The following is a 23,204-nucleotide window of genomic DNA, read 5'->3' on the forward strand; positions in this document are numbered from 1 at the left end:
AATAGGCCGTCACGGACCGTAAACGGCCCTGGCGCACACCAGCACGCCATGGCCGCCCATACCGCCCCGGCGCTACAGGCTGGACATCAAGGCCCGCCGCAGGTCGTCCTCGCTGCGCCCGCTCCGCGCGGCGTAGTCGGCCAGCTGGTCCTCGCCTATCTTGCCGACGTTGAAGTATTGCGACTCGGGGTGGCTGAAGTAGAAACCGGACACCGCCGCGGCCGGGTACATCGCCAGGCTGTCGGTCAGCTCCATGCCGATGTCCTGGCATGCCATGACGTCGAACATATCGCGCTTGACGGTGTGCTCGGGGCAGGCGGGATAGCCCGGCGCCGGGCGTATGCCGCGGTAGGCCTCGCGGATCAGCGCCTCGTTGTCGAGCGTCTCGTCCGGCGCATAGCCCCAGAGGTCCTTGCGTACGCGCTCGTGCAGGGCCTCGGCGAAGGCTTCCGCCAGCCGGTCGGCGATCGCCTTGAGCATGATGCTGGAGTAGTCGTCATGCTGCTTCTGGAACTCGGCTTCCCACTTCTCGATGCCCAGGCCGGCGGTGACGGCGAACATGCCGATGTAGTCCTGCAGGCCGCTGGCCTTGGGCGCAATGAAATCGGCCAGGCACTTGTTGTCCACGCCCTCGCGCTTGGCGGTCTGCTGGCGCAGGTTGCGCCAGGTGAACAGCACCTGCTGCCGCGACTCGTCGGCATAGACCTCGATGTCGTCCTCGTTGACGGTATTGGCCGGATAGAAGGCCACGGCGGCATTGGCCGTGAGCCACCGCCCGTCGATGACCCGCTTGAGCAGGGCCTGCCCGTCGGCGTAGACCTTGCGGGCCGAATCGCCCACCACTGCGTCGTCGAGGATGGCCGGGAAAGCGCCATGCAGGTCCCAGGTCTGGAAAAAAGGCTGCCAGTCGATGTAGCGTGCGATCTCGGCCAGGTCGAAGTTCTTGAACAGGCGGCGGCCGATGAACTTGGGCCGCGGCGGCTGGTAGCCCTGCCAGGCTATCGCCGGCTTGTTGGCACGCGCCTCGGCCAGCGGGATCAGCGGCGTAGCCTTGCGATTGGCATACTGCTCGCGCACCCGCTCGTACTCGGCCTTGAGCTGCGCCACGTACTGCGCAGCCTGCTCCGACACCAGGTTCTGGGCCACGCCGACCGAGCGGCTGGCATCGGTAACGTAGATCACAGGCCCTTCGTAATGCGGCGCAATCTTCACGGCGGTATGCACGCGGCTGGTGGTCGCACCGCCGATCAGCAAGGGGATGCTGCGCTGGCGAAAATACTCGTCGCGCTGCATTTCCGACGCGACGTAGGCCATCTCCTCCAGGCTGGGCGTGATCAGGCCCGATAGGCCGACGATGTCGGCGTTCTCTTCCTTGGCCTTGGCGAGGATCTCGGCCGCCGGCACCATGACGCCCATGTTGACGACTTCGAAGTTGTTGCACTGGAGCACGACGCTGACGATGTTCTTGCCGATGTCGTGCACGTCGCCCTTGACCGTGGCGATGACGATCTTGCCCTTGGGACGCACGTCGCCGCCGGCGGCTTCCAGCTGCCGCTTTTCTTCCTCGATGAAGGGCACCAGGTGCGCCACGGCCTGCTTCATCACACGGGCCGACTTCACCACCTGGGGCAGGAACATCTTGCCGGAACCGAACAGGTCGCCGACCACGTTCATGCCGTCCATCAGCGGCCCTTCGATCACCTCGATGGGGCGGCCGCCCCGCGCCGCCACGGCCTGGCGGGCTTCCTCGGTGTCATCGACGATATACGCGTTGATGCCGTGCACCAGCGCGTGGGTGAGGCGCTCGCCATAGGGCAGGCTGCGCCAGGCGAGGTCCTCTTCCTTCTTGGCGCCCGTGCCCTTGACCGTGTCGGCGAACTGCACCAGGCGCTCGGTCGGCGTGCGCTCGTCGCCTGGGTCGGCGCGGCCGACCGGTTCCGCGCGGTCCAGCACCACGTCTTCGACCAGATCGCGCAATACCGGGTCCAGGTCGGCGTATACCCCGAGCTGGCCGGCGTTGACGATGCCCATGGTCAGCCCGGCCCGGATGGCGTGGTAGAGGAACACCGTATGGATGGCTTCGCGCATCGGCTCGTTGCCGCGGAACGAGAAGCTGACGTTGGAGATGCCGCCCGATACCTTGGCGTGCGGCAGGTTTTCGCGTATCCAGCGCGTGCCCTCGATGAAGTCGACGGCGTAGTGGTTGTGTTCCTCGATGCCGGTGGCGATGGCGAACACGTTCGGGTCGAAGATGATGTCCTCGGGCGGGAAGCCCACCTCTTCCACCAGCAGCTTGTAGGCACGGCCGCAGATGTCGATGCGGCGCTGGAGCGTATCGGCCTGCCCTTGTTCGTCGAAGGCCATGACCACGACCGCCGCGCCGTAGCGGCGGCACAGCCGCGCCTGGTGCAGGAAGGGCTCGATCCCCTCTTTCATGGAGATGGAATTGACGACGGCCTTGCCCTGCACGCACTTGAGGCCGGCCTCGATCACGCTCCACTTGGAGCTGTCTATCATGACCGGCACGCGGGAAATGTCGGGCTCCGACGCGATCAGGTTCAGGAATCGCGTCATGCTGGCCTGGGAATCCAGCATGGCCTCGTCCATGTTGATGTCGATGATCTGCGCGCCGTTCTCGACCTGCTGGCGCGCCACGGTCAGCGCCTCGTCGAATTTTTCCTCGCGGATCAGCCGCGCGAACATCTTGCTGCCGGTGACATTGGTGCGTTCGCCGACGTTGACGAACAGTGTCTGTTCGTCGATGTTCAAGGCCTCGAGCCCGGACAGGCGCATCTTGACGTCGATGACCGGCGGCTGGCGCAGCGGCAGGCCGCCCACTTTCTGGGCGATGGCCCGGATATGGTCCGGAGTCGTGCCGCAGCAGCCGCCGACGACGTTGACGAAACCGGCGCGCGCGAACTCCTCGAGCAGGCGCGAGGTGTCCTCCGGCGTCTCGTCGAAGCCGGTGTCGCTGAGCGGATTCGGCAAGCCGGCGTTCGGGTAAACGCAGACGAAGGTGTCGCAGATCTTGGACAGCTCGGCGATATAGGGGCGCATCAGCGCGGCGCCCAGGGCGCAGTTCAGGCCGATGGTGATCGGGCGTGCATGGCGGACCGAGTTCCAGAACGCCTCGACCGTCTGCCCCGACAGAATGCGGCCCGATGCATCGGTGACCGTGCCCGAGATCATGACGGGCAGGCGCTCGCCGCGCGCCTCGAACACTTCCTCGACGGCGAAGATGGCCGCCTTGGCGTTCAGGGTATCGAAGATGGTCTCGATCAGGACGAGGTCGATACCGCCGTCCAGCAGGCCGTTCAACTGTTCCGTATAGGCCGCCCGCAGCTCGTCGAAGGTCACGTTGCGGGCCGCGGGGTCGTTCACGTCAGGCGAGATCGACGCCGTCTTGGGCTGCGGCCCCAGGGCCCCGGCTACGAAACGCGGCCGCTCGGGGGTGCTGAATTCGTCGCAGACCTGGCGTGCCAGGCGCGCCGAGGCCAGGTTGAGTTCGTAGGCCAGCTCGGGCAGCTCGTAGTCCCCCTGGGCGATCGAGGTCGCGCCGAAGGTATTGGTCTCGACGATGTCCGCACCCGCCGCCAGGTAGCCGCGGTGGATTTCCAGGATGACCTCGGGGCGGGTCAGGCTGAGCAGCTCGTTGTTGCCTTTGAGGTCCTTGCCGTGGGCGGCGAAGCGCTCGCCCCGGAAAGCCGCTTCGTCCAGCTTGTAGCGCTGGATCATGGTGCCCATCGCGCCATCCAGGATCAGGATGCGTTCGGTCAGCAGGCGCGCGAATTCGGCGCCGCGGGTATACGTGGAGGGGGGGTAGGGGAGCGACGGGAACGACATGGGCGAGCGGCCTCGATGAACAGCCCCGGCATGAAGACATGGACCCGGGCTGTCGGCTAAGACGAATCGTCCATTTTACCAAGCCGGCAAGGCCGGCCGCTGCTGCCCTGCCGCTTAGTGCAACCGGCCTCCCAAGCGCTTGAAATCGAGCGGCTTGAGCGCGTCCAGGCTCAGGATGGGTTCGGAACTGGCACGGACGCGGCGGCGCGCCGGCAGTTCCGGAACGCGCGGCTCGGCGCCCGGCGCTTCTCCGCGCCAGGCGCCCACGGCCGCCTCGACCACCTCGGCGATCTCCTGGCTCCGGTTGAAGCGGCTCCGCAACCACTTGGAATCGCCGCCGTTCCTGAACGTCTCTTCCTGCAGCGCCTCCAGCAGGTCCGCAGTACCGAGTTCCCGGGCCAGCGGCTGCAACTTGTCGAAGGTCAGTTTCAGGTGGTCGCTGAGCCGGACCCGCCCATGCGCGGGGTCGACATAGTTGCCGTGCAGTCCGAAGCGGGTGGCCTGGAAGCGGTTGGTGCGGTAGGCCATCCAGGCCTGCACGCCGGGCATCGGCTCGTTGGCCAGCGCAACGCCCAGGGTCTGCGCGAAGGCCGCCAGCTGGCACGCCTTTTCGACCGTCAGCGGCGTATCGCAGACGCGGATTTCGACGGTCCCGAACTCCGGCTTGGGCCGGACGTCCCAGTACAGGTCCTTGATGCTTTCGATCAGGCCGGACGTCTGCAGCTGCGCGAAATACGACTCGAAACCATGCCAGTCCACCACTTCGGGCGGCAGGTGGCCGCACATCGGGAAGGCGTTCAGGGCGTTGAGGCGGCTGCAGGCGAACTGGGTATCCACGCCCTCGAAGTACGGCGAGGAGGCGGCCAGGGCAATGAAATGGGGCACATAGGCGGACAGCTTCTGGGTCAACGCGATGGCGGCATCGCCGCTGCTGACGCCCAGATGGATATGCTGACCGAAGACCGTGAACTGCCTGGCCAGATAGCCGTACATCTCGGAGAGGTACTGGAAACGCGGCGAATCGAAAATGGTGCGGTCATGCCAACGCATGAAGGCGTGCGTGCCGCCGCCCGCCACCCGGACCCCGACGGCGTCGGCAGCCTCCACCAGCAGATCGCGCATGCCGCGCATCTCCACCAAAAGGCGGGTGGGGTCGGTGTGCACCGAAGAGTTCAGTTCAATCATCGACCGGGTAATTTCCGGTTTGACCCGGTCGGCGCAGGGATGGTTGGCGATTTGCGCAAGCAATTCCTCGGCCGCGCCGGTCAGGTCGAAGTTCTGCGGGTCGACGATTTGCAGTTCGAGTTCAATACCTAGCGTGTTGGGCGCGGACGCCGTGAATGCGATGGTCTGCATCGGGGTCTCCTTGATGAGAACGTCCGGGCAGCGGGCTACCCGGAGTGGCGACGCCGGACGCGCGGTGCGCGTCGTAGGCCAGCATCACGATGGTGTTATCGTCGGGCGAGTTTAGCCGCAAGTTGGTGACAGATCCCCGAAAATTGGCCGACGTTAGGTGTTTCCCCTAGGAAAACTCGCGACCACGCAGCGCTTTGGAGTAAGTGTCCACTGACAAGCGAGCAAACATGCGGCGCAACGGACCGAATTGCCCGGAATTCCGCGGCTGGCCGATAAGCCGACGAGAAGCAGCGTACCAAGCCCGGATGACAGAATTATTCGAATAAGGGCCGGGGGAACGGCTAAAAGGGGCCAGGACGGCCCCACATGCGGGAAGTGTGTCCTTACATTCATTAACCGGCGCGCAGCGCCGGCGGCACAGGCATCAATGCAAGGTCAGTGGATGGTGCATGTAGTCGTCGAACTGGCTGAGGAATTCGTCGACGTCCTCCATGGAGGGTTCGGTGGCGATCAGTTCCCGCACCTGCGTACGGAATTGTTCCGCTGATTCACCGGCGATATAGACCTCGCGGCGCGATTGCTTGTCGACGATCTCGAATCCGCCGGCGTTGGAAGCGCCGTCGAGTTGGGCGAACTCGACTACTACGTAGTTCGGGCTGTTATAGATCATTTCCATGGTCTGGCTCCTGAAGACAGGGGTCTGACCGACCACCTGACTATTAAATTGGTGCCTGCGTTTGGAAATCAAGAGGGTCGACTGGATTGGTTCCGACTATCGGCTTACGGTCCGTGGCCCGGTTCGCCCTCGTACAGCTTCACTGCTCCCGCAAAACCTGGTCCGTCCAACTGCCTGCGCAGCTCGGCGACATGCCCGCTAGCGCTTACCTCTATCCACAACCTGGCCGGCCGGACCTGCCGGAGCAACCGCGCAACGGTTACCCGCAGCGGCAGCTGTCCCACGCAACAAACGCACCCGGGCGCCAGCTGTACCATTTGGACACCCGGCGGGGCGGTTAAAGTTCCCGGTCCGCCTTCGACGATTACGGCCTGCACCCCCTCGCCAAGATGGGCTCGCGCCTTCTCCAAGGCTAAGCTTCGCCCTTCGCGTAAGTAAGCACCCACAATTAGCATCACGGGCACAGGGTTCATTTGCGCCAGAATGCCCGCGTAAAGAGGACCAGTACAGCAAATAATTCCAAACGCCCGATCAACATGGCAAAGGTACAGATCCAGGTCTGGGCGTCGGTCAGGACGGCAAAGGTACTGGCCGGGCCGACCGCCCCCAGGCCGGGCCCGGTGTTGTTCAGGCTGGCCAGTACTGCGGTGAAAGCCGTGACCGGGTCCAGCCCGGTAAACAGCATCGCCATGGTGAGCGCCAGCAGCGACGCCCAGTAGAGCAACATGAAGGCCAGGACCGAGAACACCACCCGGTTGGGCACCGGCAGCCCGCCGATGTGGACCGGATTGATGGCGCGGGGATGAAGAATATGAATGAATTCGCGCCGGGCCTGCTTGACCAGGATCACGATGCGGATCATTTTGATCCCCCCGCCGGTGGAGCCGGCCGACGTAGCGAAGCAGGACAGTACCAGCATCAGGACGGGCGCGAAAATAGGCCAGGTCGAGTAGTCCGTGCTGGCGAAGCCGGTGGTCGTAGCCACCGACACCGTATTGAACAGCGCGTAGCGCAGGGCGGTCCATACAGAGTCGTAGGTACCCCGGAATACCAGCAGGGCGGTAATGGCGGTCACGGCGACGACAAGCACCGATACATAGGCCTTGGCTTCCGAATTGTTCAGGTACGGCATCAGGCTGCGCCGCCGGAACGCCTGGAAATGCAGGGTAAAGCTGAAACCCGCAAGCACCATGAACACGACCGCGATCAGTTCGATGGCGGGCGAATCGAATGCGCCAAAACCCGCATCGCGGGTCGAAAACCCGCCCAGGCCAATGGTGGCCGCCATGTGGCAATAAGCCTCGTACCAATTCAGTCCCGCCGCCCGATAGGCCAGTACGCACAGCAGCGAGATCGCCATATAGATGGCATACAGCCCCTTGGCGGTGCCGGTAATGCGCGGCGTAAGCTTTTCGTCCTTCATCGGTCCCGGAGTCTCGGCCCGGAAGATCTGGCTGCCGCCGGCTCCCAGCATGGGCAGGATGGCGACCGCCAGCACCAGGATGCCCATCCCGCCTATCCAGACGAGGGTGCAGCGCCAGACATTGATGGAAGGCGGCAGGTTGTCCAGGCCGGAGAGGACGGTGGCCCCCGTGGTGGTCAGCCCCGACATGGCTTCGAAATACGCATCCGTGATGGAAAGCGACTGTCCCGCCTCGCGGAAATAGAACAGCAGCGGAAGGGTAGCGATCAGCGCCAGCACGCTCCACACCAGCGACACGAGCAGGAACCCGTCGCGCGGCGCCAGCTCCCGCCGCTGGCTGCGGGTGGCCAGCGACAGCACCAGGCCGCCGACCAGGCCGGCGATCATGGCCTGGATGAAGGCGTCCTGGGCGCCGTCGCGGAAAATGAACGAGGTCGCCAGCGGAATGGCCATCGTCATGGAGAACAGGGCGATGACCAGCCCGAGGACGTGCAGGACCGGGAGCAGTTTGCGCATGAACCGGGGGCGGAAGGTCAGAAAAAGGTCGCCGAGACCTGGAAGAGTTTTTCCACCTGCGCGATCAGGCGCTGGTGCGCGACGAACACGATGACATGGTCGTCGGACTCGATGACGGTGTCATGGTGGGCCATCAGCACTTCGTCCTGTCGCACGACGGCACCGATGGTAGCCCCGGCCGGCAGGTCGATCTGCTCGATGCGGCGCCCCACCACCTGCGAAGACTTGGCATCGCCATGGGCGATGGCCTCCAAGGCCTCGGTAATGCCATGCCTCAGGCGGTGGACGGCAACCACGTCGCCCCGGCGCACGTAGCGCAGCAGTTCGCCGATGGTCGCCTCGGAAGGCGAGATGGCGATATCGATCCGCCCCCCTTCCATCAGCTCGCCATAGCTTTTACGCCCTATCAGCGCGATCACGCGGCGCGCGCCCATACGCTTGGCCAGCAGCGACGACATGATGTTGTCCTCGTCGTCGCTGGTCAGCGCCAGGAAAAGATCCATCTCGGCGACGTTCTCGTCCTCCAGGAGCCTCTCGTCGGTGGCGTCGCCGTTCAGGATGAGCGCACGGCTGGGAAGCTGCGTGGCAAGGAATTCGCAGCGGCGGCGGTTCTGCTCGATGACCTTGACGTCGTATTGGTCGCTGATGCTGCGGGCGAGTCGCAGCCCGATGTTGCCGCCGCCGGCGATCATCACGCGCTTGACCCGCTTGTCGCTCTCGCGCAGCCCGCGGATGATGTTGCGCACATGGCGCGTATTGGCGAGGAAGAGGACTTCGTCGCCCGGCTCGATGACGGTATCGCCCTCTGGAACGACCAGCCGGTTGTGGCGGAATATCGCAATGATGCGAACGTCGGCCCCGGGCAGGCGATCGCCCAGGCTCAGGATGGGCTGGTCCGCAAGCGCGCTGCCGGCCCCGGCCCGGACTGTCACCGCGCACACCCGCCCGCCGGCAAACTCGACTACCTGCAGCGCCTCCGGAATCTCGATCAGATTCTCGATGTAGCTGGTCACGCTGCGTTCGGGGCAGATCAGGTGGTCGACGTCGAAGCCGTCCTCGCCCATCAGTTCCTCGTGGTCCAGGAACTCCGATGACCGCACCCGGGCAATACAGCGGGGCACATTGAAGACCTGCTTGGCGATCTTGCACGCCACCAGGTTGCTTTCATCGGCGGTCACGCAGGAAATGAACAGGTCGGCGTCGGCGGCACCGGCCTCCTGCAAGGTCGAGACGTGGGTGCCGTTACCCATCAGTCCACGCAGGTCCAGGCGCTCCTGCAACAGCGCCAGCCGGGCTCCATCCGTGTCGATGACGGTAATGTCGTTGTGCTCGGACACCAGGTTCTCGGCCACGCTGGTACCCACCTGCCCAGCGCCGAGTATCAGGATCTTCATACGTTGCGCTTGCGCGAGAGCTCTATCCCCAGCTGCTTGAGCTTGCGGTACAGGTGGGTCCGCTCCAGCCCCGTCTTGTCCGCCACGCGAGTCATGCTGCCTCCCTCGCGCGCCAGGTGATGCTCGAAATAAACGCGTTCAAACGCGTCGCGGGCTTCCCGCAGCGGCTGGTCGAGCGACACGCTCAGCAACGGCGACCGGGACGAGTTGTCGTGCATGGCCAAGGTCCCGGCGCTTCGGTCGGCCGCGGGCGCCAGGCCCGTGGCAGGCGCCCGTCCGCCGTCGCCCGTCACCAGCGGCGGCACGGCATAGCTGGGGGTGGCGGGACGTACCGCGGCCGGTGCGGCCGCGGGCTTGGCGCCGCCGCGGCCCCGTTCCAGCGCAGCCGCGATGGTTTTGAGCAGGCGGTTCATGGTGATGGGCTTTTCCAGAAAATCGATGGCGCCTATGCGGGTCGCCTCGACCGCCGTGTCGATGGTGGCATGTCCGCTCATCATGATGACGGGCATGTCTAGCAGCTCTTGCGACGCCCACTCCTTGAGCAAGGTCACGCCATCGGTATCGGGCATCCAGATATCGAGCAGGACCACGTCGGGACGATGGGCGGCACGCAGCGCGCGTGCCGCCGCGGCATTTTCGGCCAGATCGACCGTATGCCCTTCGTCGTAAAGAATTTCCGACAGGAGTTCGCGGATGCCGACCTCGTCGTCAACCACCAAAATTCTGGCCATATCTTTAGAAACCTCTGTTACGCGGACTGTGCCCCCGCAGCCTCGGAAAAACGCGCGGCGTCATGTTCGACGTCACTACCCCCAGCGAGCCGAGTAAATAGTATAGAGACCATTGCGCCTCCTTCGGGCCGATTCGCAAGATCAATTCTTCCCCCATGCTCCTCGACGATCTTCTTCACGATCGCCAGACCCAATCCGGTACCGCGCGCCTTGGTCGTGATATAGGGCTCGAAAGCGCGTTGCAGGATGCGGGCGGCGAACCCGGCGCCGGTATCGGTCACCATGAATTTCACGCTCGCATGCTCCCGGCCGTCCGAGAGCTGCGTATTGATCAGGCGCGTACTGACCGAGATGCGGTCGCCGGGCCGGGTGGCCGCAGCGCCGCCGGACTGCTTGGCCGCCTCCTTGGCCTTTTCCTCGATCGCATCGCGCGCGTTGGCGATGAGATTGTGAATGACCTGGCGCAGCTGCGTCGCGTCTCCGCGCACGCGGGGCAGCGCGTTCTCCAGCTCGACCGCCAGTGCAATGCTTCCCGTACCTGCTTTCAACATGCCTCCAGCCGGGTCCCAGCCATAGAGCGTCAGGACCTCGGCCACCAGTTCGTTCAGGTCCAATTGCTGGTGCTGCGCCGGCGGCGTCCGGGCGTACTCGCGGAAGTCATCCACCATGCGCTGCATGGAGCTGACCTGGTTGATGATAGTGGTGGTCGAGCGCTTCAGCATCTCGGCATCCGTGGGCGCCAGCTTGTCGGCCAGCTTGATGGCGATACGTTCGGCCGATAGCTGGATCGGCGTCAAGGGGTTCTTGATTTCATGCGCCAGCCGCCTGGCCACCTCGCCCCATGCCACCGCACGGTTGGCCGAAATGACCTCCGTAATATCGTCGAACACTACCACGTAGCCCCCGCTCGCTCCCACCGCCGGCAGATGTGACCCTCGCGCGAGCAGGGTAATCGTATTGTCGTCGCGAGTGGGATCGGAATTGTTACCTTCGCCGCCCGGCGCGGCGGAACCGGGGCCGGCTTGCGGCCGGACGATCTCGAATTGCTGCTGCCAGTATGGCCGGCCGGTGCCGGCGGCGGCATGTTCCGCGAATGCCGTCCGTATGGTCTGCGCAAACGCCGTCAGCCCGTCGACGGTCTCCAGGGGCCGCCCGGTAACCACGCGCAGATCGACCCGCAGGATCTGCTGGGCGCCGCGGTTGACCGTCGCGACCCGGAATCCCTCGTCGAATACCAGCACGCCCGACGACAAGTTGGACAGGATGCTTTCGAGATAGACGTTGCTGCGTTCGAGCTGGCGCCGATTGCTCTCGACCATCCGGCGCGCCTCGTCGAGCTGGCGCGTCATGGCGTTGAACGAACGGGTCAGCTGGCCCAGTTCGTCACTCTGCGGAGGCTCGGGAATGGGCCGATAGTCGCCCACCCCTACCGCCTGCGTCCCCTCGGCCAGGCGCAGCAATGGCCGCACCATCCTGGACGAGAGCGAGAACGCCGCCGCGATCGCCGCGAACACGGCCAGCAGCAGCGCCAGGGTCAGCGTGATGCCGTAGAGCTTGCGCAAGCCCACCCGCGACAAGGACAGTTCCTGGTAGTCGCGGTAGCCGCGCTGGACCTCGTCGGCATTCCTGGCGATCTGCTCGGGCACGTTTTGCAGCAGTTGCAGGTAGCGCGCTTCGACTGGCAGCATTCCCGGCAGCTCGAAACCGCCCATCGGCGAAATGGGAACGATCACGCGCAACCGCAGCGCACCGCCGTCGGCCGTATCGCGGGTCGTCCCCAGCGGTCCCTGTATGCCTTCCACGGTCGTCGGGCTGGAAGCGCTGTTGGCCTCGGCCTCGGCATACACGCGCGATATCTTCAGCTGCCGCAGCACCTGCGGCGGCGGCGTTTCCGGAACCAGCGAACCGTACGAATTGGTGGACCACGCGATGACGCGGCCGCTGGCCGTGAATACCAGCGCGTCCTGGACGCCCACCTGCTCGCGCAGCCGGGTCAGCGACAGGCCGACATTCGACTCCGCTGTGTCGCCGAGTTCGATCGACATGGTGCGCGCCTTGGCATTCATGTCCTGCAACTGCGAATCGAGCGCGGCACGTCCCAGGTTCAGTCCGGACTCCAGCGCGGTATCGACCCGCACGTTGAACCACGACTCGATGGAGCGCGACAGGAATTGCACCGACAGCATGTAGATCAACACGCCCGGCACCACGCCTACCAGCGCGAACGCAAGGGCGAAGCGCGAGGTGATCTTGGCGCCGAACTGGCCGCGCCGCAGCTGGCCTCGCAGACGGACGGTCAGGACCACCACCCAGACGAACAGGACCAGCGCGACGATGGCATTCAAGCCGAGCAGCAGCCCATACTGCTGCTCCAGGCGGGACGAGTTGCCGGTGGACCACGCCAGCAGCAAGAGCAGCAGCAATGCGCTCACCCCCGCCACGCCAAGCAGCACGCGCAGGAACCGGTTCATGATACGGACGCGGCGGGTTCGCATCAGCGCGGCTCCGTTGGCGGGTTCAGCCCCAGCCCGCCGGGACCTGCGGGCGCCGGACCGCCCGGCAAAGTCAGCCCGTTCCGGTCCTTGGTTCCATTGGCCGGCGCCGGGGATGACGGCGTCGAAGAGGACGACTGCTGCTCGTCGGGCTCGGGCACGAGCTGCATGGATGGCGCAGACGGAACGGCTCCAGGCGCCCCGGAGTGCCGGTCGGGCGGCGGCGCGGAAGGCGGCGGCAGGCCGGAGGGCGCGGGCGGAGCCGGTGGGGGCGGCAGCTCCTTGCCCAGGCGTACTTCGAAGTCGGTCCACGGCGTGGCCAGGGACCAATCGCTGCTATTGAGCGCGTTGACCTGGAACGGCTTGGAGAGCTGGGATATGTCGAAGCGCACGCGCAGGCGTCCCTGATAGCGGGTGTCCGGCTCCAACGCGTCGCGGTCGCCGATGCGCCAGTGGCGCACGTGGCGTACCACGGACAGGGCTTCGCCCAGCGAGCCCACCGGCAGTGCCAGGTTGCCCGAATGCACCCGCCATTGGCGGGTCAGCGGGTTATAGACGATGCGCCAGGTCTGGTTGGAGGCAAGCACCACCTCGTCGAACCAATACCATCGAGGCCGCCGGATTTCGACCTCGACCGAGAAATAGAGCGGCAGGCCGCGCGATACCGCGTCTTCGAGCTGGTCGTTCAAGTCCAGCGACACGTCGGCGCTCAGGAGCAGGTCGCGGCCGCGTTCGACCAGCTCCACAGACTGGACCGCGGGATCGGCGGCCGCGACCCTGCCACCGCATAGCAGCATCAGGATCACGACCGGCAGAATGAAGGCGCGACGAAATCGGAGAATGATCAAACCTTGGCAAACAACGCGTAGAAAAAACCATCGTGCTGCTCGGCCGGCCGATCAGGCTCCGCCTGCGTAAGCAATTGTCCGGGTGCAGGCAGCCGCGCCGCATCGGGGTGCCTGAGCTGGAAGGCCTCGGCTTGCTTGACCCCCTCCGCGGGAAAAATCGAGCAGGTTGCATAGAGCAATTTACCACCGGGCGCTACCACCTGCCACAAGGCGTCGACGATCCGCGCCTGCAACGCCGTGGTGTTGGCGATGTCGCCCTCGCGGCGCAGCCAGCGGATATCCGGATGGCGCCGCACGATGCCCGACGCCGTACAAGGCACGTCGGCCAGCACCGCGTCGAAGGCCTGACCGTCCCACCACGAATCGAGATCCGCCACGTCGGCGGCCTGGGTCCGGGCCGCCAGTCCGAGCCGCGCGAGATTGGCGTCGACACGAGCCAGACGTTCCGCGTCCACGTCCAGCGCCAGCAAGTCGACATCGGCCATTTCCAGCAGGTGCGCCGTTTTGCCGCCAGGCGCGGCGCAGGCATCGAGCACGCGCATCCCGTCCCGCACCTGCAGCAGCGGCGCGGCCAGTTGCGCCGCGGCGTCCTGCACCGACCACCACCCCTCGGCGAAACCGGGCAATTGATGGACCGGGCGCGCCTGCGACAGGACTACCGCGGCCTCGCCCACCGGCCAGCCTTCGATGCCGGCCTCGCGGAACGCGGCCAATAGCGCCTCGCGGCTGGTGCGCCGCCGGTTCACGCGCAGGACCATGGCCGCGGGCCGGTTGGCGGCGCGCAGCAAGTCCTGCCACTGGCCGGGATAGTCGGTGCGCAGGCGGCGAACCCACCATTCAGGATGATTCCACGCCGCTTCTGGCCGCCGGCCCGTCGTCTCGAGCACCTGCTCGCGCTCGCGCAGGAAGCGCCTCAGGCTGGCATTGACCAAGCCCTTGAAAGGCGCGAGGAACCGCTGTCCGGCAGCCGCGCGCACCGCCTGGTCCACCACCGTATGGGCGGCATAGCCCACGCCTGCCCCGGCGGCCTCGGCCTCGTCCACCACCAGCAGCGAAAAAGCCGTGAGCAGCAGGGCATCGAGCAAGGCATCGGACGGCTTGCGCGGAATCAACGCCTGCCGCACCGCGCGCGCCCGGCCGAGCTGGCGCATGGCATGGAAAGAGACAGCCTGGGCGGCCGGCCTCAGGTCCGGGGTGACGCGCGACAAAGCATCGGTAAGCGACGTCCCGGCCAATACCGCCTGGACCGCGCGCGCTGCAGCCAGCAGCACCTCGGACAAAGGCGCCGATGCGGGTGCGAGAGAAGCGGACGGCGCCATCAGAGCGGTCCCGGGCTCCAGCCCCGTACAAAGACATCCGCAGGTTGGCGCTTGCCGCCGGCTTTCTGCAGTTCGGTAAGCCGGAGAATACCCCGGCCGGTGGCGAGGTCGACCCCGGCCGCCCCGGCGCGCACGACGCTGCCCGGCGCGGCGGCGACTGTTTCGTCCAATGCCTGGGCGCGCCAGGCCTTGACGGGGTCGGGCAGGCCGGGCAGGCGCACGGTCGCGCCGGGAACCGGGTTGAATGCCCGCACGCGGCGCGCCAGCTCCTCGGCAGGGCGCGTGAAGTCCAGCGCGGCCTCGGCCTTGTCCAGCTTGGCGGCGTAGGTCACTCCCTCGGCCGGCTGCGGCGTGGCGGCCAGGTCGCCGACCTCCAGGCGTGCCAGCGCCTGCACGATCAGCTCGCCGCCGAGGCGGGCCAGGTCATCGTGCAGTTCGCCGGCGGTCTGCCCGGGCATGATGGGAAGAGCAGCCTTGAGCAGCATGTCTCCCGTGTCCAGACCCGCGTCCATCTGCATGATGGTGATCCCCGTCTCGGCGTCGCCGGCTTCGATGGCCCGCTGGATGGGCGCCGCGCCGCGCCATCGGGGCAGCAGGCTGGCATGGATGTTCAGGCAACCCAGGCGCGGTATATCGAGCACCGACTGCGGCAGGATCAAGCCATATGCCGCGACGATCATCGCGTCGGCTCGCGCCGCGCGCAGCGCTTCGTGTGCCTCGGCGGCCTCTTGCGGATACTTGCCGTCCAGCCGCAGGCTGCGCGGCTGCAGGACCGGCACACCTGCCGCCACCGCGGCGGCCTTGACCGGGCTGGGCGTGAGCTTGAGCCCGCGGCCGGCCGGCCGGTCCGGCTGCGTCAGCGCCAGCGCAATCTCATGCCCGGCAGCCAGTAAGGCTTGCAGGGCGACTTTGGCGAATTCCGGCGTACCGGCAAAAACCAGATTCATGGAGCGTCCCCCCTACGCGCTAGCGCGCGCCCCCGGAGGGCGGCAGTGGCGGACCGGCGGAGCCGGATCCGCTGTGCCCTGGATGGGGGTCCGCTGCAGAGCGGCCTCCGGGTCAGGGCGGCCGGCGCGGCGCGGGTCATCCTGTCGCCCACGGGGGATGGAGGCCTGTTGTTAATCAGAGAGAAGGGAATGATACCGTGGAGAGAGGGTCTCTCACGGAGGTCGTGGGGAAGGCTCGATCAGCGCCGTGCGGCGCCCGCCGCTCGAGCGGGCGCGTCCGCGGCTTGGCTAGGCGCTCTGCCGTTCCAGCTTGCGCAGCTTGGTCTTGATTCGGCTTTGCTTGAGGGGAGAGAGATATTCGACGAAAACCTTGCCGTCGAGGTGATCCAGCTCGTGCTGGACGCACACGGCAAGCAGGCCCTCGGCATCGAACTCATAGCGCTCGCCCTGTTCGTTGGTGGCTTCGACCTTGATCCGGGACGAACGCTTGACCTCGTCGTAGATGCCGGGCACCGAAAGGCAGCCTTCCTCGTAGACCTGGGTTTCTTCGCTTTTCCAGGTGATGACGGGATTGATGAGCACCAGCAGATCGTCGTTCTGCTCGGAAACGTCGATCACCACGATGCGCTCGTGGATGTCGACCTGCGTAGCCGCCAGCCCGATACCCGGCGCCGCGTACATGGTCTCGGCCATGTCGCGGACGATTCCGCGGATACGGTCGTCGACCACGGCCACCGGCTTGGCCTTCTTGTGCAGCCGTGGGTCGGGATAGTGGAGTATGGGTAGCAATGCCATGGTTATGTAGCGCGCGCCCCGCGACGGGCGTCGTCATGGAATAAGTGGGGCCGAACGGCCGGAATCCAAGAGCCAAGATACCATAGGTCCCGGCTTGGCCCCGAGGCTTCCGTGGCCCCGTGGCCCCGTGGCGACAGACAATATATATAGAAGGACAGAAGCCCGGGACGCCAGTTCCGCCGGACATACACCGGTCGCGGACAATCCGGTCCGACCGGAAACGCCAGGAGCCTTCCCCGGCGTGGTTACATATCGCCCGGCGGCCCGCCCCCTGGCGCCGCACCCTCGTCCCCGCTCGTATGCCCCTCACACAAACCCCGGAAGAACTGTCCGCCTGGCTGCGGCTCACCCTGGAACCCGGCATCGGAGCCGCCGTCGCCCGGGAGCTGCTGAAACGATGGGGGCCGCCTCAGCAGATTTTCGCCCTGCCGCCCCAGGTACTGGCCGACGCCCTGCCTGCGCCGCTCGCCGGCCGCGTGGCGGGCCCGCCGTCGGCCGATCTGTCTGCCGCCATCGAGCGCACGCTGCGCTGGGCGGAGGCACCCGGCCATCACTTGCTGACGCTGGCCGATGCCGGCTACCCCCAGGCCCTGCTCGATATCCATGATCCGCCTCCGGTGCTATACGTGGCGGGCGACCCCACGCGCCTGGCGCATCCGGCCATTGCCATCGTAGGGGCTCGCCATGCCACGCCCGAAGGGCTTGCCAACGCGCGCGCCTTTGCCCGCCACCTGGGCCGGCAAGGTTGGTGCATCGTCAGCGGAATGGCACTGGGTATAGACACCGCCGCCCATGAGGGCGCGCTGGAGGCCGAGGGGACGGGCGGCACGGTCGCCGTCGTGGGAACAGGCGCCGACGTGGTCTATCCGGCCCGCAACCGGGACCTCTCGCGCCGGATTGCCGCGGCGGGCGCCATACTTTCGGAGTTTCCGCTGGGCAGTCCCGCGCTGCCTCACCAGTTTCCCCGCCGCAACCGGCTGGTGGCGGGACTGGCGCGCGGCACGCTGGTTGCCGAAGCGGCCGCACGCAGCGGCTCGCTCATTACCGCCCGGCTGGCCGCGGACACGGGCCGCGAAGTGTTCGCGATACCGGGGTCCATCCATTCCCCTTTGTCGCGAGGGTGTCACACACTGATACGACAAGGCGCCAAGCTGGTCGAATCGGCCCAGGACATCCTGGATGAGCTGCAAGGCACGCCGGCCGCCATCGCGCCGGAAACAGCGCCGGACGCTTCGCTCCCCCACGACGCGCTGTTGACGGCCCTCGGATACGGTCCGGTGCACCTCGACACCTTGGCCGCGCGCGCGGAACTGGCGATTCCCGAGCTGCAGGCCCGGCTGCTGGAGCTGGAACTGCAAGGCCGTGTCGTCCGGCTCGACGGCGGACGCTACCAGCGCCGCGCCGCACCGTGACGCATGGGCCTCGCATGGGACCCCGGATTCCGGGTGCTGCGGTCACCTTCCAAACTGCCGCGCCGCCGGAATGTACTCCCCGCGCAACGCATGAGCGAGGAATGCCCGGTCATTTGCCTAGGGATGCGTTTCAGCGTACAGTGGATCCAGCATTACACGCTGACTTATGTTTGAAATTCTCGTCTACCTCTTCGAGAACTACTACACGCCGGAAGCGTGCCCGGACCCGGAAACGCTGGCGCGCAAGCTCGCCGCCGCCGGCTTCGAAGACGATGAGATCGACGACGCACTGACCTGGTTGTCCGGCCTCGCCGAATCTACTCATCGTTGTGTTGATCTCGCCCTCGTTCCCAGCACTGGCTGTCGGATCTACGCCGAGGCGGAATATCGCCACCTCGGCTCGGAAGCCGTCGGCTTCATCGCCTTCCTCGAGTCGGCGGGCGTGCTGTCGTCCCCCCTGCGCGAGATCGTGATCGACCGCGCCTTCGCGCTGGGCGAATCGCCCGTACCCCTGGACAAGCTGAAGATCATCGTCTTGATGGTCCTCTGGAGCCAGGAAACCGAGATCGACAACCTGATCCTGGAAGAGCTGCTGGAAGACGGCAGCGCTAGACAAATACATTAATCCCCCCTACGCGCTTACGCGCCCGGCATGGCAAGTCCCCAGGCGCTACGCGGTAGCCCCCCAAGGGGGCCGGGACTCGCCTTGGGGCGGCACTGGCGGACCGGCAAGGCCGGATCCGCTGTGCCCTGGAAACCCACGAGGTAGCGGCGGCTGACGTTCGATTGGAACGGAGCCTAGGTTGGGCGGTCTGTTCAGGGGCCCGCGCTCGCTGAAGCAGGCAGGACCGGGACTTGCGGGCGGCTTTTTTGCGGGGCGCTGGAAGGTGGAAAGCGTGTCGTAAAGGGGCGTGCGGCGGCAAAAATGGGGTGTTTTTTGCCTTCCGCGGCACAGGCCCGACTTGCACTTCATAAAAATCCCCCCGTATTATCCGGCGCTTTGACGCACTATTCCTATGCGTCGGCTCCGTTCAACTGGAAGTCAATGGGCAAAACTCTGATCATCGCCGAGAAACCCTCGGTTGCGCTGGACATTTCCCGCGCGCTGGGCGGTTTCAAGCGCGAAGGTGACTATTTCGAAAGCGACGACTACGTGCTCGCGTCCAGCGTGGGGCACTTGCTCACGCTCGTGGCGCCCAACGATCCGGTGAAAGGCAAGTGGAGCTTCACGCACTTGCCGGTCATTCCGCCCGAGTTCGAACTGGGGCCCGCGGACAAGCGCTCCGAAGAACGGCTGCGCCTGCTGGTGCGCCTGATCAAGCGCAAGGACGTCGACGCGCTCATCAACGCCTGTGACGCGGGACGCGAGGGCGAGCTGATCTTCCGTTACATCGTGCAGTACTCGAAGACCAACAAGCCCATCAGGCGCCTGTGGCTGCAATCGATGACCCAGCAGGCCATACGCGAGGCTTTCGCCGACCTGCGCAGCGACACCGCGCTGCGTCCGCTGGAAGCGGCCGCGCGCTCGCGCGCCGAGGCGGACTGGCTGGTGGGCATCAACGGCACGCGGGCCATGACGGCCTTCAACAGCAAGGACGGCGGCTTTTTCAAGACCACCGTGGGCCGCGTCCAGACGCCTACCCTGGCTATCGTGTCCGAACGCGAGGAGCGCATTCGCCAGTTTGTCCCGCGCGACTACTGGGAAGTCCGGGCGCAGTTCGTCGCAGCCGCTGGCCTGTACGAAGGCAGGTGGTTCGATCCCAAGCACGTCAAGGATCCGCAGGACCCGGAAAAGCGCGATTCGCGCCTTTGGACCAAGGCCGCCGCCGAATCCGTGGTGGCCGCCTGCCGCGAGCGCACGGGGTCGGTCACCGAGGAATCCAAACCCACCACGCAGCTGTCGGGCCTGCTGTACGACCTGACCACGCTGCAACGCGAAGCGAACTCGCGTTTCGGTTTCTCGGCCAAGACCACGCTGGCGCTGGCCCAGACCCTGTACGAACGCCACAAGGCGCTCACCTACCCGCGGACCGATTCGCGCTACCTGCCGGAAGACTATCTGTCCACGGTGCGCCAGACCATGCAGACGCTGGCGGCCAACCGGCCGACCTATGCGCCATTCGCCACGCAGATCCTGAATAGCGACTGGGTCAAGCCCAACCGCCGGGTCTTCGACAACAAGAAGGTGTCGGACCACTTCGCCATCATTCCCACGCTGCAGGCGCCGCGGGAGCTGAGCGAAGCCGAGGCCAAGCTCTATGACATGGTGGTCAAGCGCTTCCTGGCCGTGTTCTTCCCGGCGGCCGAGTTCCTGGTCACGACCCGCATCACCGAGGTAGCCGGGCATCACTTCAAGACCGAAGGCAAGGTGCTGGTCAACCCGGGCTGGATGGCCATCTACGGCCGCGATGCGCAGGGCGAGGATGCCAACCTGGTGCCGGTGGCGCCTGGCGAGCACGTCCGCACGGAAGAAATCGAAGCCGTGGGCCTGGCGACCAAGCCGCCCGCACGGTTTACCGAAGCCACGCTGCTGTCGGCCATGGAAGGCGCCGGCAAGCTGGTGGACGACGAAGAATTGCGCGAGGCCATGTCGGCGCGCGGCCTGGGCACCCCGGCCACACGCGCGGGCATTATCGAAGGGCTGATCAACGAAGGCTACCTGCGCCGCGAAGGGCGTGAGCTCGTGCCCACCGCCAAGGCGCGCCAGCTGATGACGCTGCTGTCGGGGCTCGACGTGGACGAACTGACCTCGCCCGAGCTTACCGGCGAATGGGAACACAAGCTGGCGCAGATCGAACGAGGGCAACTGCCGCGCGAGGCCTTCATGCGCGAGATCGCGCAGATGACCCAGGTCATCGTCAAGCGCGCCAAGGAATACGACCGCGACACGGTGCCCGGCGACTATGCCACGCTGAAGACGCCTTGCCCCAAATGCGGCAGCGTGGTCAAAGAAAACTACCGGCGCTATGCCTGCACGGCCTGCGACTTTTCGATCAGCAAGCATCCGGGCGGCCGCACCTTCGAATTGCAGGAAGTGGAAGAGCTGTTGGCCAAGCGCGAAATCGGCCCGCTCAATGGTTTCATCAGCAAGATGGGCCGGCCCTTTTCGGCCATCCTGCGCATTACCGGCGACTACAAGCTCGAGTTCGATTTCGGCCAGGATGACGATGACGCGACCGAGGCGGTAGATTTTTCCGGCCACACGCCGGTGGGGCCCTGCCCGAAGTGCGGCGCGCGCGTGTTCGAGCACGGCATGAGCTACGTCTGCGAAAAGTCGGTGGGCCCGGAGCGCACTTGCGATTTCCGGTCCGGGAAGGTGATCCTGCAGCAGGAGATCACGGCCGAGCAGATGGGCAAGCTCCTGACCGAAGGCCGCACCGACCTGCTGCAAAACTTCGTGTCGAGCCGCACCAACCGCAAATTCAAGGCCTTCCTCGTCAGGCAACCGGACGGCAAGGTCGGCTTCGAGTTCGAACCGCGCCCGGCCAAGGGCGGCAAGGCGGCCGAAGCGGGTGCCGCCGGCAAGGCAGCGGCCAGGAAAACCGCTGCCACCGGCGACGAGGCGGCCGCCCCGGCGAAAAAGGCAGCAGCCAAAAAGGCGGCAGTCAAAAAGGCACCGGCCAAGAAGGCGGCAGCCAAGAAAACACCGGCAACCAAGACCGCTGCGAAGAAAGCCCCTGCCAAGAAGGCCGCTCGCAAAACGGCCGTAAAAACTCCCAGTTAAGCCTTTTCGTCCATGACCTCGAAGAAAAAAACGCCCAGCCGGGCGCGCAAGACTCCCGCCGCCGAACCGGCCGCGGCCGAAAAAGCAGGCGTCGATCCGGTCCCCGGGGGCAAATCCTGGTATACCGTCCGGCGGTCGCGCGTGCACGGCACCGGTGTCTTTGCCGCGCGCAAGATTCCGGCCGGCACCCGCATCATCGAGTACGCCGGTGAACGCATTACCGCCGCCGAGGCCGACCGCCGCCACCCGGTCAATCCGGACGACCCGTACCACACCTTCTTCTTCTCGCTGGAAAGCGGCAAGGTCATCGACGGCGGCAGCCAAGGCAACGACGCCCGCTGGATCAACCACTGCTGCGAGCCCAACTGCGAAGCGGAAGAAACCGACGATGGCAGGGTCTTCATCGTCTCCCTGCGTCCCATCGACCGGGGCGAGGAACTCAACTACGACTACGGCCTGGTGATCGACGAGCGGATCACGCCCACGCTCAAGAAGAACTACCGTTGCCTGTGCGGTGCACCCTCGTGCCGGGGCACGATGCTTGCGCTCAAGCGGCGGCGCGCCGGACGCAGCGCCTAGCCTGGGGCGCGAAGAGGGGGTGTCGCTCCCGCCGGCAGGTCATTCGGGCCGGATGCCCAGCTTGTCCATCACCGGCCCCCATTTGGCGTTTTCCTGTTCGATCCATTTGACCAGATCCTCGGGCGGTCCCTTGTGGGCGAACAGGATCTGCTCCTTCATCGCCTTCTGCACCACCGGGGCGTCCATGGCCACGTTCAGCGCGTTGTTCATCGCCCGGATGACCGGCGCCGAGGTCCCCCTGCGGGCGATGGTGGCAAACCAGCCGTCGATCACGGTCCCCGGCGCGGTGGCCGACACGAGCTCCACGCCTTCCAGCCCCGGGTAGACCTCGCCGCCGAACGAGCCCAGCACACGCAAACGCCCCGCCTGCACGTGCGGATAGAGCGGTCCCATGCCCTCGATGACCGCCTGCGTGTGGCCGCCGATGGTGGCCTGGATGGCCGGCGGGCCTCCCTGGAAGTGCACGTGCAAGAACTTCACGCCGGCATTGAGCCCCATGAATTCGCCCGCCAGGTGAGGATAGGAATACGTGCCCACATCCGCGATCGAGACACTTTCGTTCTTACGGCGCGCGGCGGCGAACAGATCGGCCATCGTCCTGAACGGAGAGTCTGGCGGCACGGCGATCGCCAGCGGCGCCAGCACGCTGAACGACACCGGGACAAAGTCGCGTTCCATGTCGAATGGAACGTTCTTGATGGTTCGCGGCACGATGGAAATGGCCGAACCCTGGGTAAACGCGAAGCTGTGATCGTCCACGGGCGAGGTAAGCAGGTTGTTCAGGCCGATGACGCCGCTGCCGCCCGGGCGGTTGTCGATGATGACCGACTGCTTCCATGTGTCGGTGAGCACCGTGCCGATGTGCCGCACGATGACGTCGGGGGCGGAGCCGCCCGGGAAGGGCACGACCAGCCGCACCGGCTTCACGGGCCAGGCACTGGCGCGCTGCGCCGCGTGGGTGGCGCCCGTCATCGCGCCGCCCGCCCACCCCAACCCCCCCAGCAGGAATCCTCTTCTGTTCATCTTCTGACCTCCTCCGTGTACTGCTTGTTATAGGTTTCAAAACCCGATGGATCAGCGGCGGGTGCCTCCATGGATCACGGCAGACGTTCCCGCCGGACCCGCGGCTGTCCTGGACCGGCCGGTTGC

General features: G+C 66.0%; 16 protein-coding genes. 4 read left to right on the plus strand and 12 right to left on the minus strand.

The window, feature by feature from the left end; translation table 11 throughout:
• Positions 1 to 72: 72 nt before the first annotated feature.
• The 11 genes from metH to def form a co-directional block, all read right to left on the minus strand.
• Positions 73 to 3,843: a methionine synthase gene (gene metH, locus QHC78_RS10030; RefSeq protein WP_319744007.1), complete on the minus strand. Its 3,771-nt coding sequence runs from the start codon at positions 3,841 to 3,843 to the stop codon at positions 73 to 75.
• A gap of 114 nt (positions 3,844 to 3,957) precedes the next feature.
• Positions 3,958 to 5,199: a YbdK family carboxylate-amine ligase gene (locus tag QHC78_RS10035; protein ID WP_319744008.1), complete on the minus strand. Its 1,242-nt coding sequence runs from the start codon at positions 5,197 to 5,199 to the stop codon at positions 3,958 to 3,960.
• A gap of 424 nt (positions 5,200 to 5,623) precedes the next feature.
• Complete coding sequence (locus tag QHC78_RS10040; RefSeq protein ID WP_319744010.1) at positions 5,624 to 5,875, minus strand: BTH_I0359 family protein; 252 nt, start codon at positions 5,873 to 5,875, stop codon at positions 5,624 to 5,626.
• Between the two features lie 469 nt (positions 5,876 to 6,344).
• A complete protein-coding gene (locus tag QHC78_RS10045; protein WP_319744012.1) occupies positions 6,345 to 7,814 on the minus strand; it encodes a TrkH family potassium uptake protein in 1,470 nt (489 codons plus the stop codon).
• 17 nt (positions 7,815 to 7,831) lie between these two features.
• Positions 7,832 to 9,208: a Trk system potassium transporter TrkA gene (gene trkA, locus QHC78_RS10050; protein WP_319744014.1), complete on the minus strand. Its 1,377-nt coding sequence runs from the start codon at positions 9,206 to 9,208 to the stop codon at positions 7,832 to 7,834.
• Entirely contained in the window at positions 9,205 to 9,939 is a 735-nt protein-coding gene (locus QHC78_RS10055) for a response regulator (RefSeq protein WP_319744015.1), read from the minus strand. The genes trkA and QHC78_RS10055 overlap by 4 nt, the downstream gene beginning before the upstream one ends.
• Positions 9,940 to 9,956: 17 nt before the next feature.
• Positions 9,957 to 12,410, minus strand: coding sequence for a sensor histidine kinase (locus tag QHC78_RS10060; RefSeq protein ID WP_319744892.1), 2,454 nt, complete (start codon positions 12,408 to 12,410; stop codon positions 9,957 to 9,959).
• A gap of 23 nt (positions 12,411 to 12,433) precedes the next feature.
• Complete coding sequence (locus QHC78_RS10065) at positions 12,434 to 13,279, minus strand: DUF4390 domain-containing protein (RefSeq protein WP_319744017.1); 846 nt, start codon at positions 13,277 to 13,279, stop codon at positions 12,434 to 12,436.
• Positions 13,276 to 14,598, minus strand: coding sequence for a 16S rRNA (cytosine(967)-C(5))-methyltransferase RsmB (gene rsmB / locus QHC78_RS10070; protein WP_319744019.1), 1,323 nt, complete (start codon positions 14,596 to 14,598; stop codon positions 13,276 to 13,278). Before rsmB ends, QHC78_RS10065 begins: the two co-directional genes overlap by 4 nt.
• Entirely contained in the window at positions 14,598 to 15,545 is a 948-nt protein-coding gene (gene fmt / locus QHC78_RS10075) for a methionyl-tRNA formyltransferase (protein WP_319744021.1), read from the minus strand. Before fmt ends, rsmB begins: the two co-directional genes overlap by 1 nt.
• Positions 15,546 to 15,833: 288 nt before the next feature.
• The gene (gene def / locus QHC78_RS10080; RefSeq protein ID WP_319744023.1) at positions 15,834 to 16,340 is read right to left on the minus strand and encodes a peptide deformylase; all 507 of its coding nucleotides are present in this window, start codon (positions 16,338 to 16,340) and stop codon (positions 15,834 to 15,836) included.
• A gap of 299 nt (positions 16,341 to 16,639) precedes the next feature.
• On the opposite strand from def, the gene dprA reads away from it, so the two are divergent.
• From dprA to QHC78_RS10100, 4 genes are all read left to right on the plus strand, one after another.
• On the plus strand, positions 16,640 to 17,752 hold the full coding sequence (gene dprA / locus QHC78_RS10085; RefSeq protein WP_319744024.1) for a DNA-processing protein DprA: 1,113 nt from the start codon (positions 16,640 to 16,642) through the stop codon (positions 17,750 to 17,752).
• Between the two features lie 166 nt (positions 17,753 to 17,918).
• On the plus strand, positions 17,919 to 18,377 hold the full coding sequence (locus QHC78_RS10090) for a Smg family protein (protein WP_319744026.1): 459 nt from the start codon (positions 17,919 to 17,921) through the stop codon (positions 18,375 to 18,377).
• Positions 18,378 to 18,797: 420 nt separating this feature from the next.
• On the plus strand, positions 18,798 to 21,476 hold the full coding sequence (locus QHC78_RS10095) for a DNA topoisomerase III (RefSeq protein WP_319744027.1): 2,679 nt from the start codon (positions 18,798 to 18,800) through the stop codon (positions 21,474 to 21,476).
• 12 nt (positions 21,477 to 21,488) lie between these two features.
• The gene (locus tag QHC78_RS10100) at positions 21,489 to 22,055 is read left to right on the plus strand and encodes an SET domain-containing protein (RefSeq protein ID WP_319744030.1); all 567 of its coding nucleotides are present in this window, start codon (positions 21,489 to 21,491) and stop codon (positions 22,053 to 22,055) included.
• A 39-nt stretch (positions 22,056 to 22,094) separates the two neighbouring features.
• Here QHC78_RS10100 and QHC78_RS10105 read toward each other — a convergent pair whose 3' ends face one another.
• On the minus strand, positions 22,095 to 23,078 hold the full coding sequence (locus tag QHC78_RS10105) for a Bug family tripartite tricarboxylate transporter substrate binding protein (protein ID WP_319744031.1): 984 nt from the start codon (positions 23,076 to 23,078) through the stop codon (positions 22,095 to 22,097).
• Between the last annotated feature and the right edge of the window lie 126 nt (positions 23,079 to 23,204).

It is taken from the genome of Pigmentiphaga sp., from assembly GCF_033795525.1.
In the GTDB taxonomy this organism is placed as follows: Bacteria; Pseudomonadota; Gammaproteobacteria; order Burkholderiales; family Burkholderiaceae_B; genus Pigmentiphaga.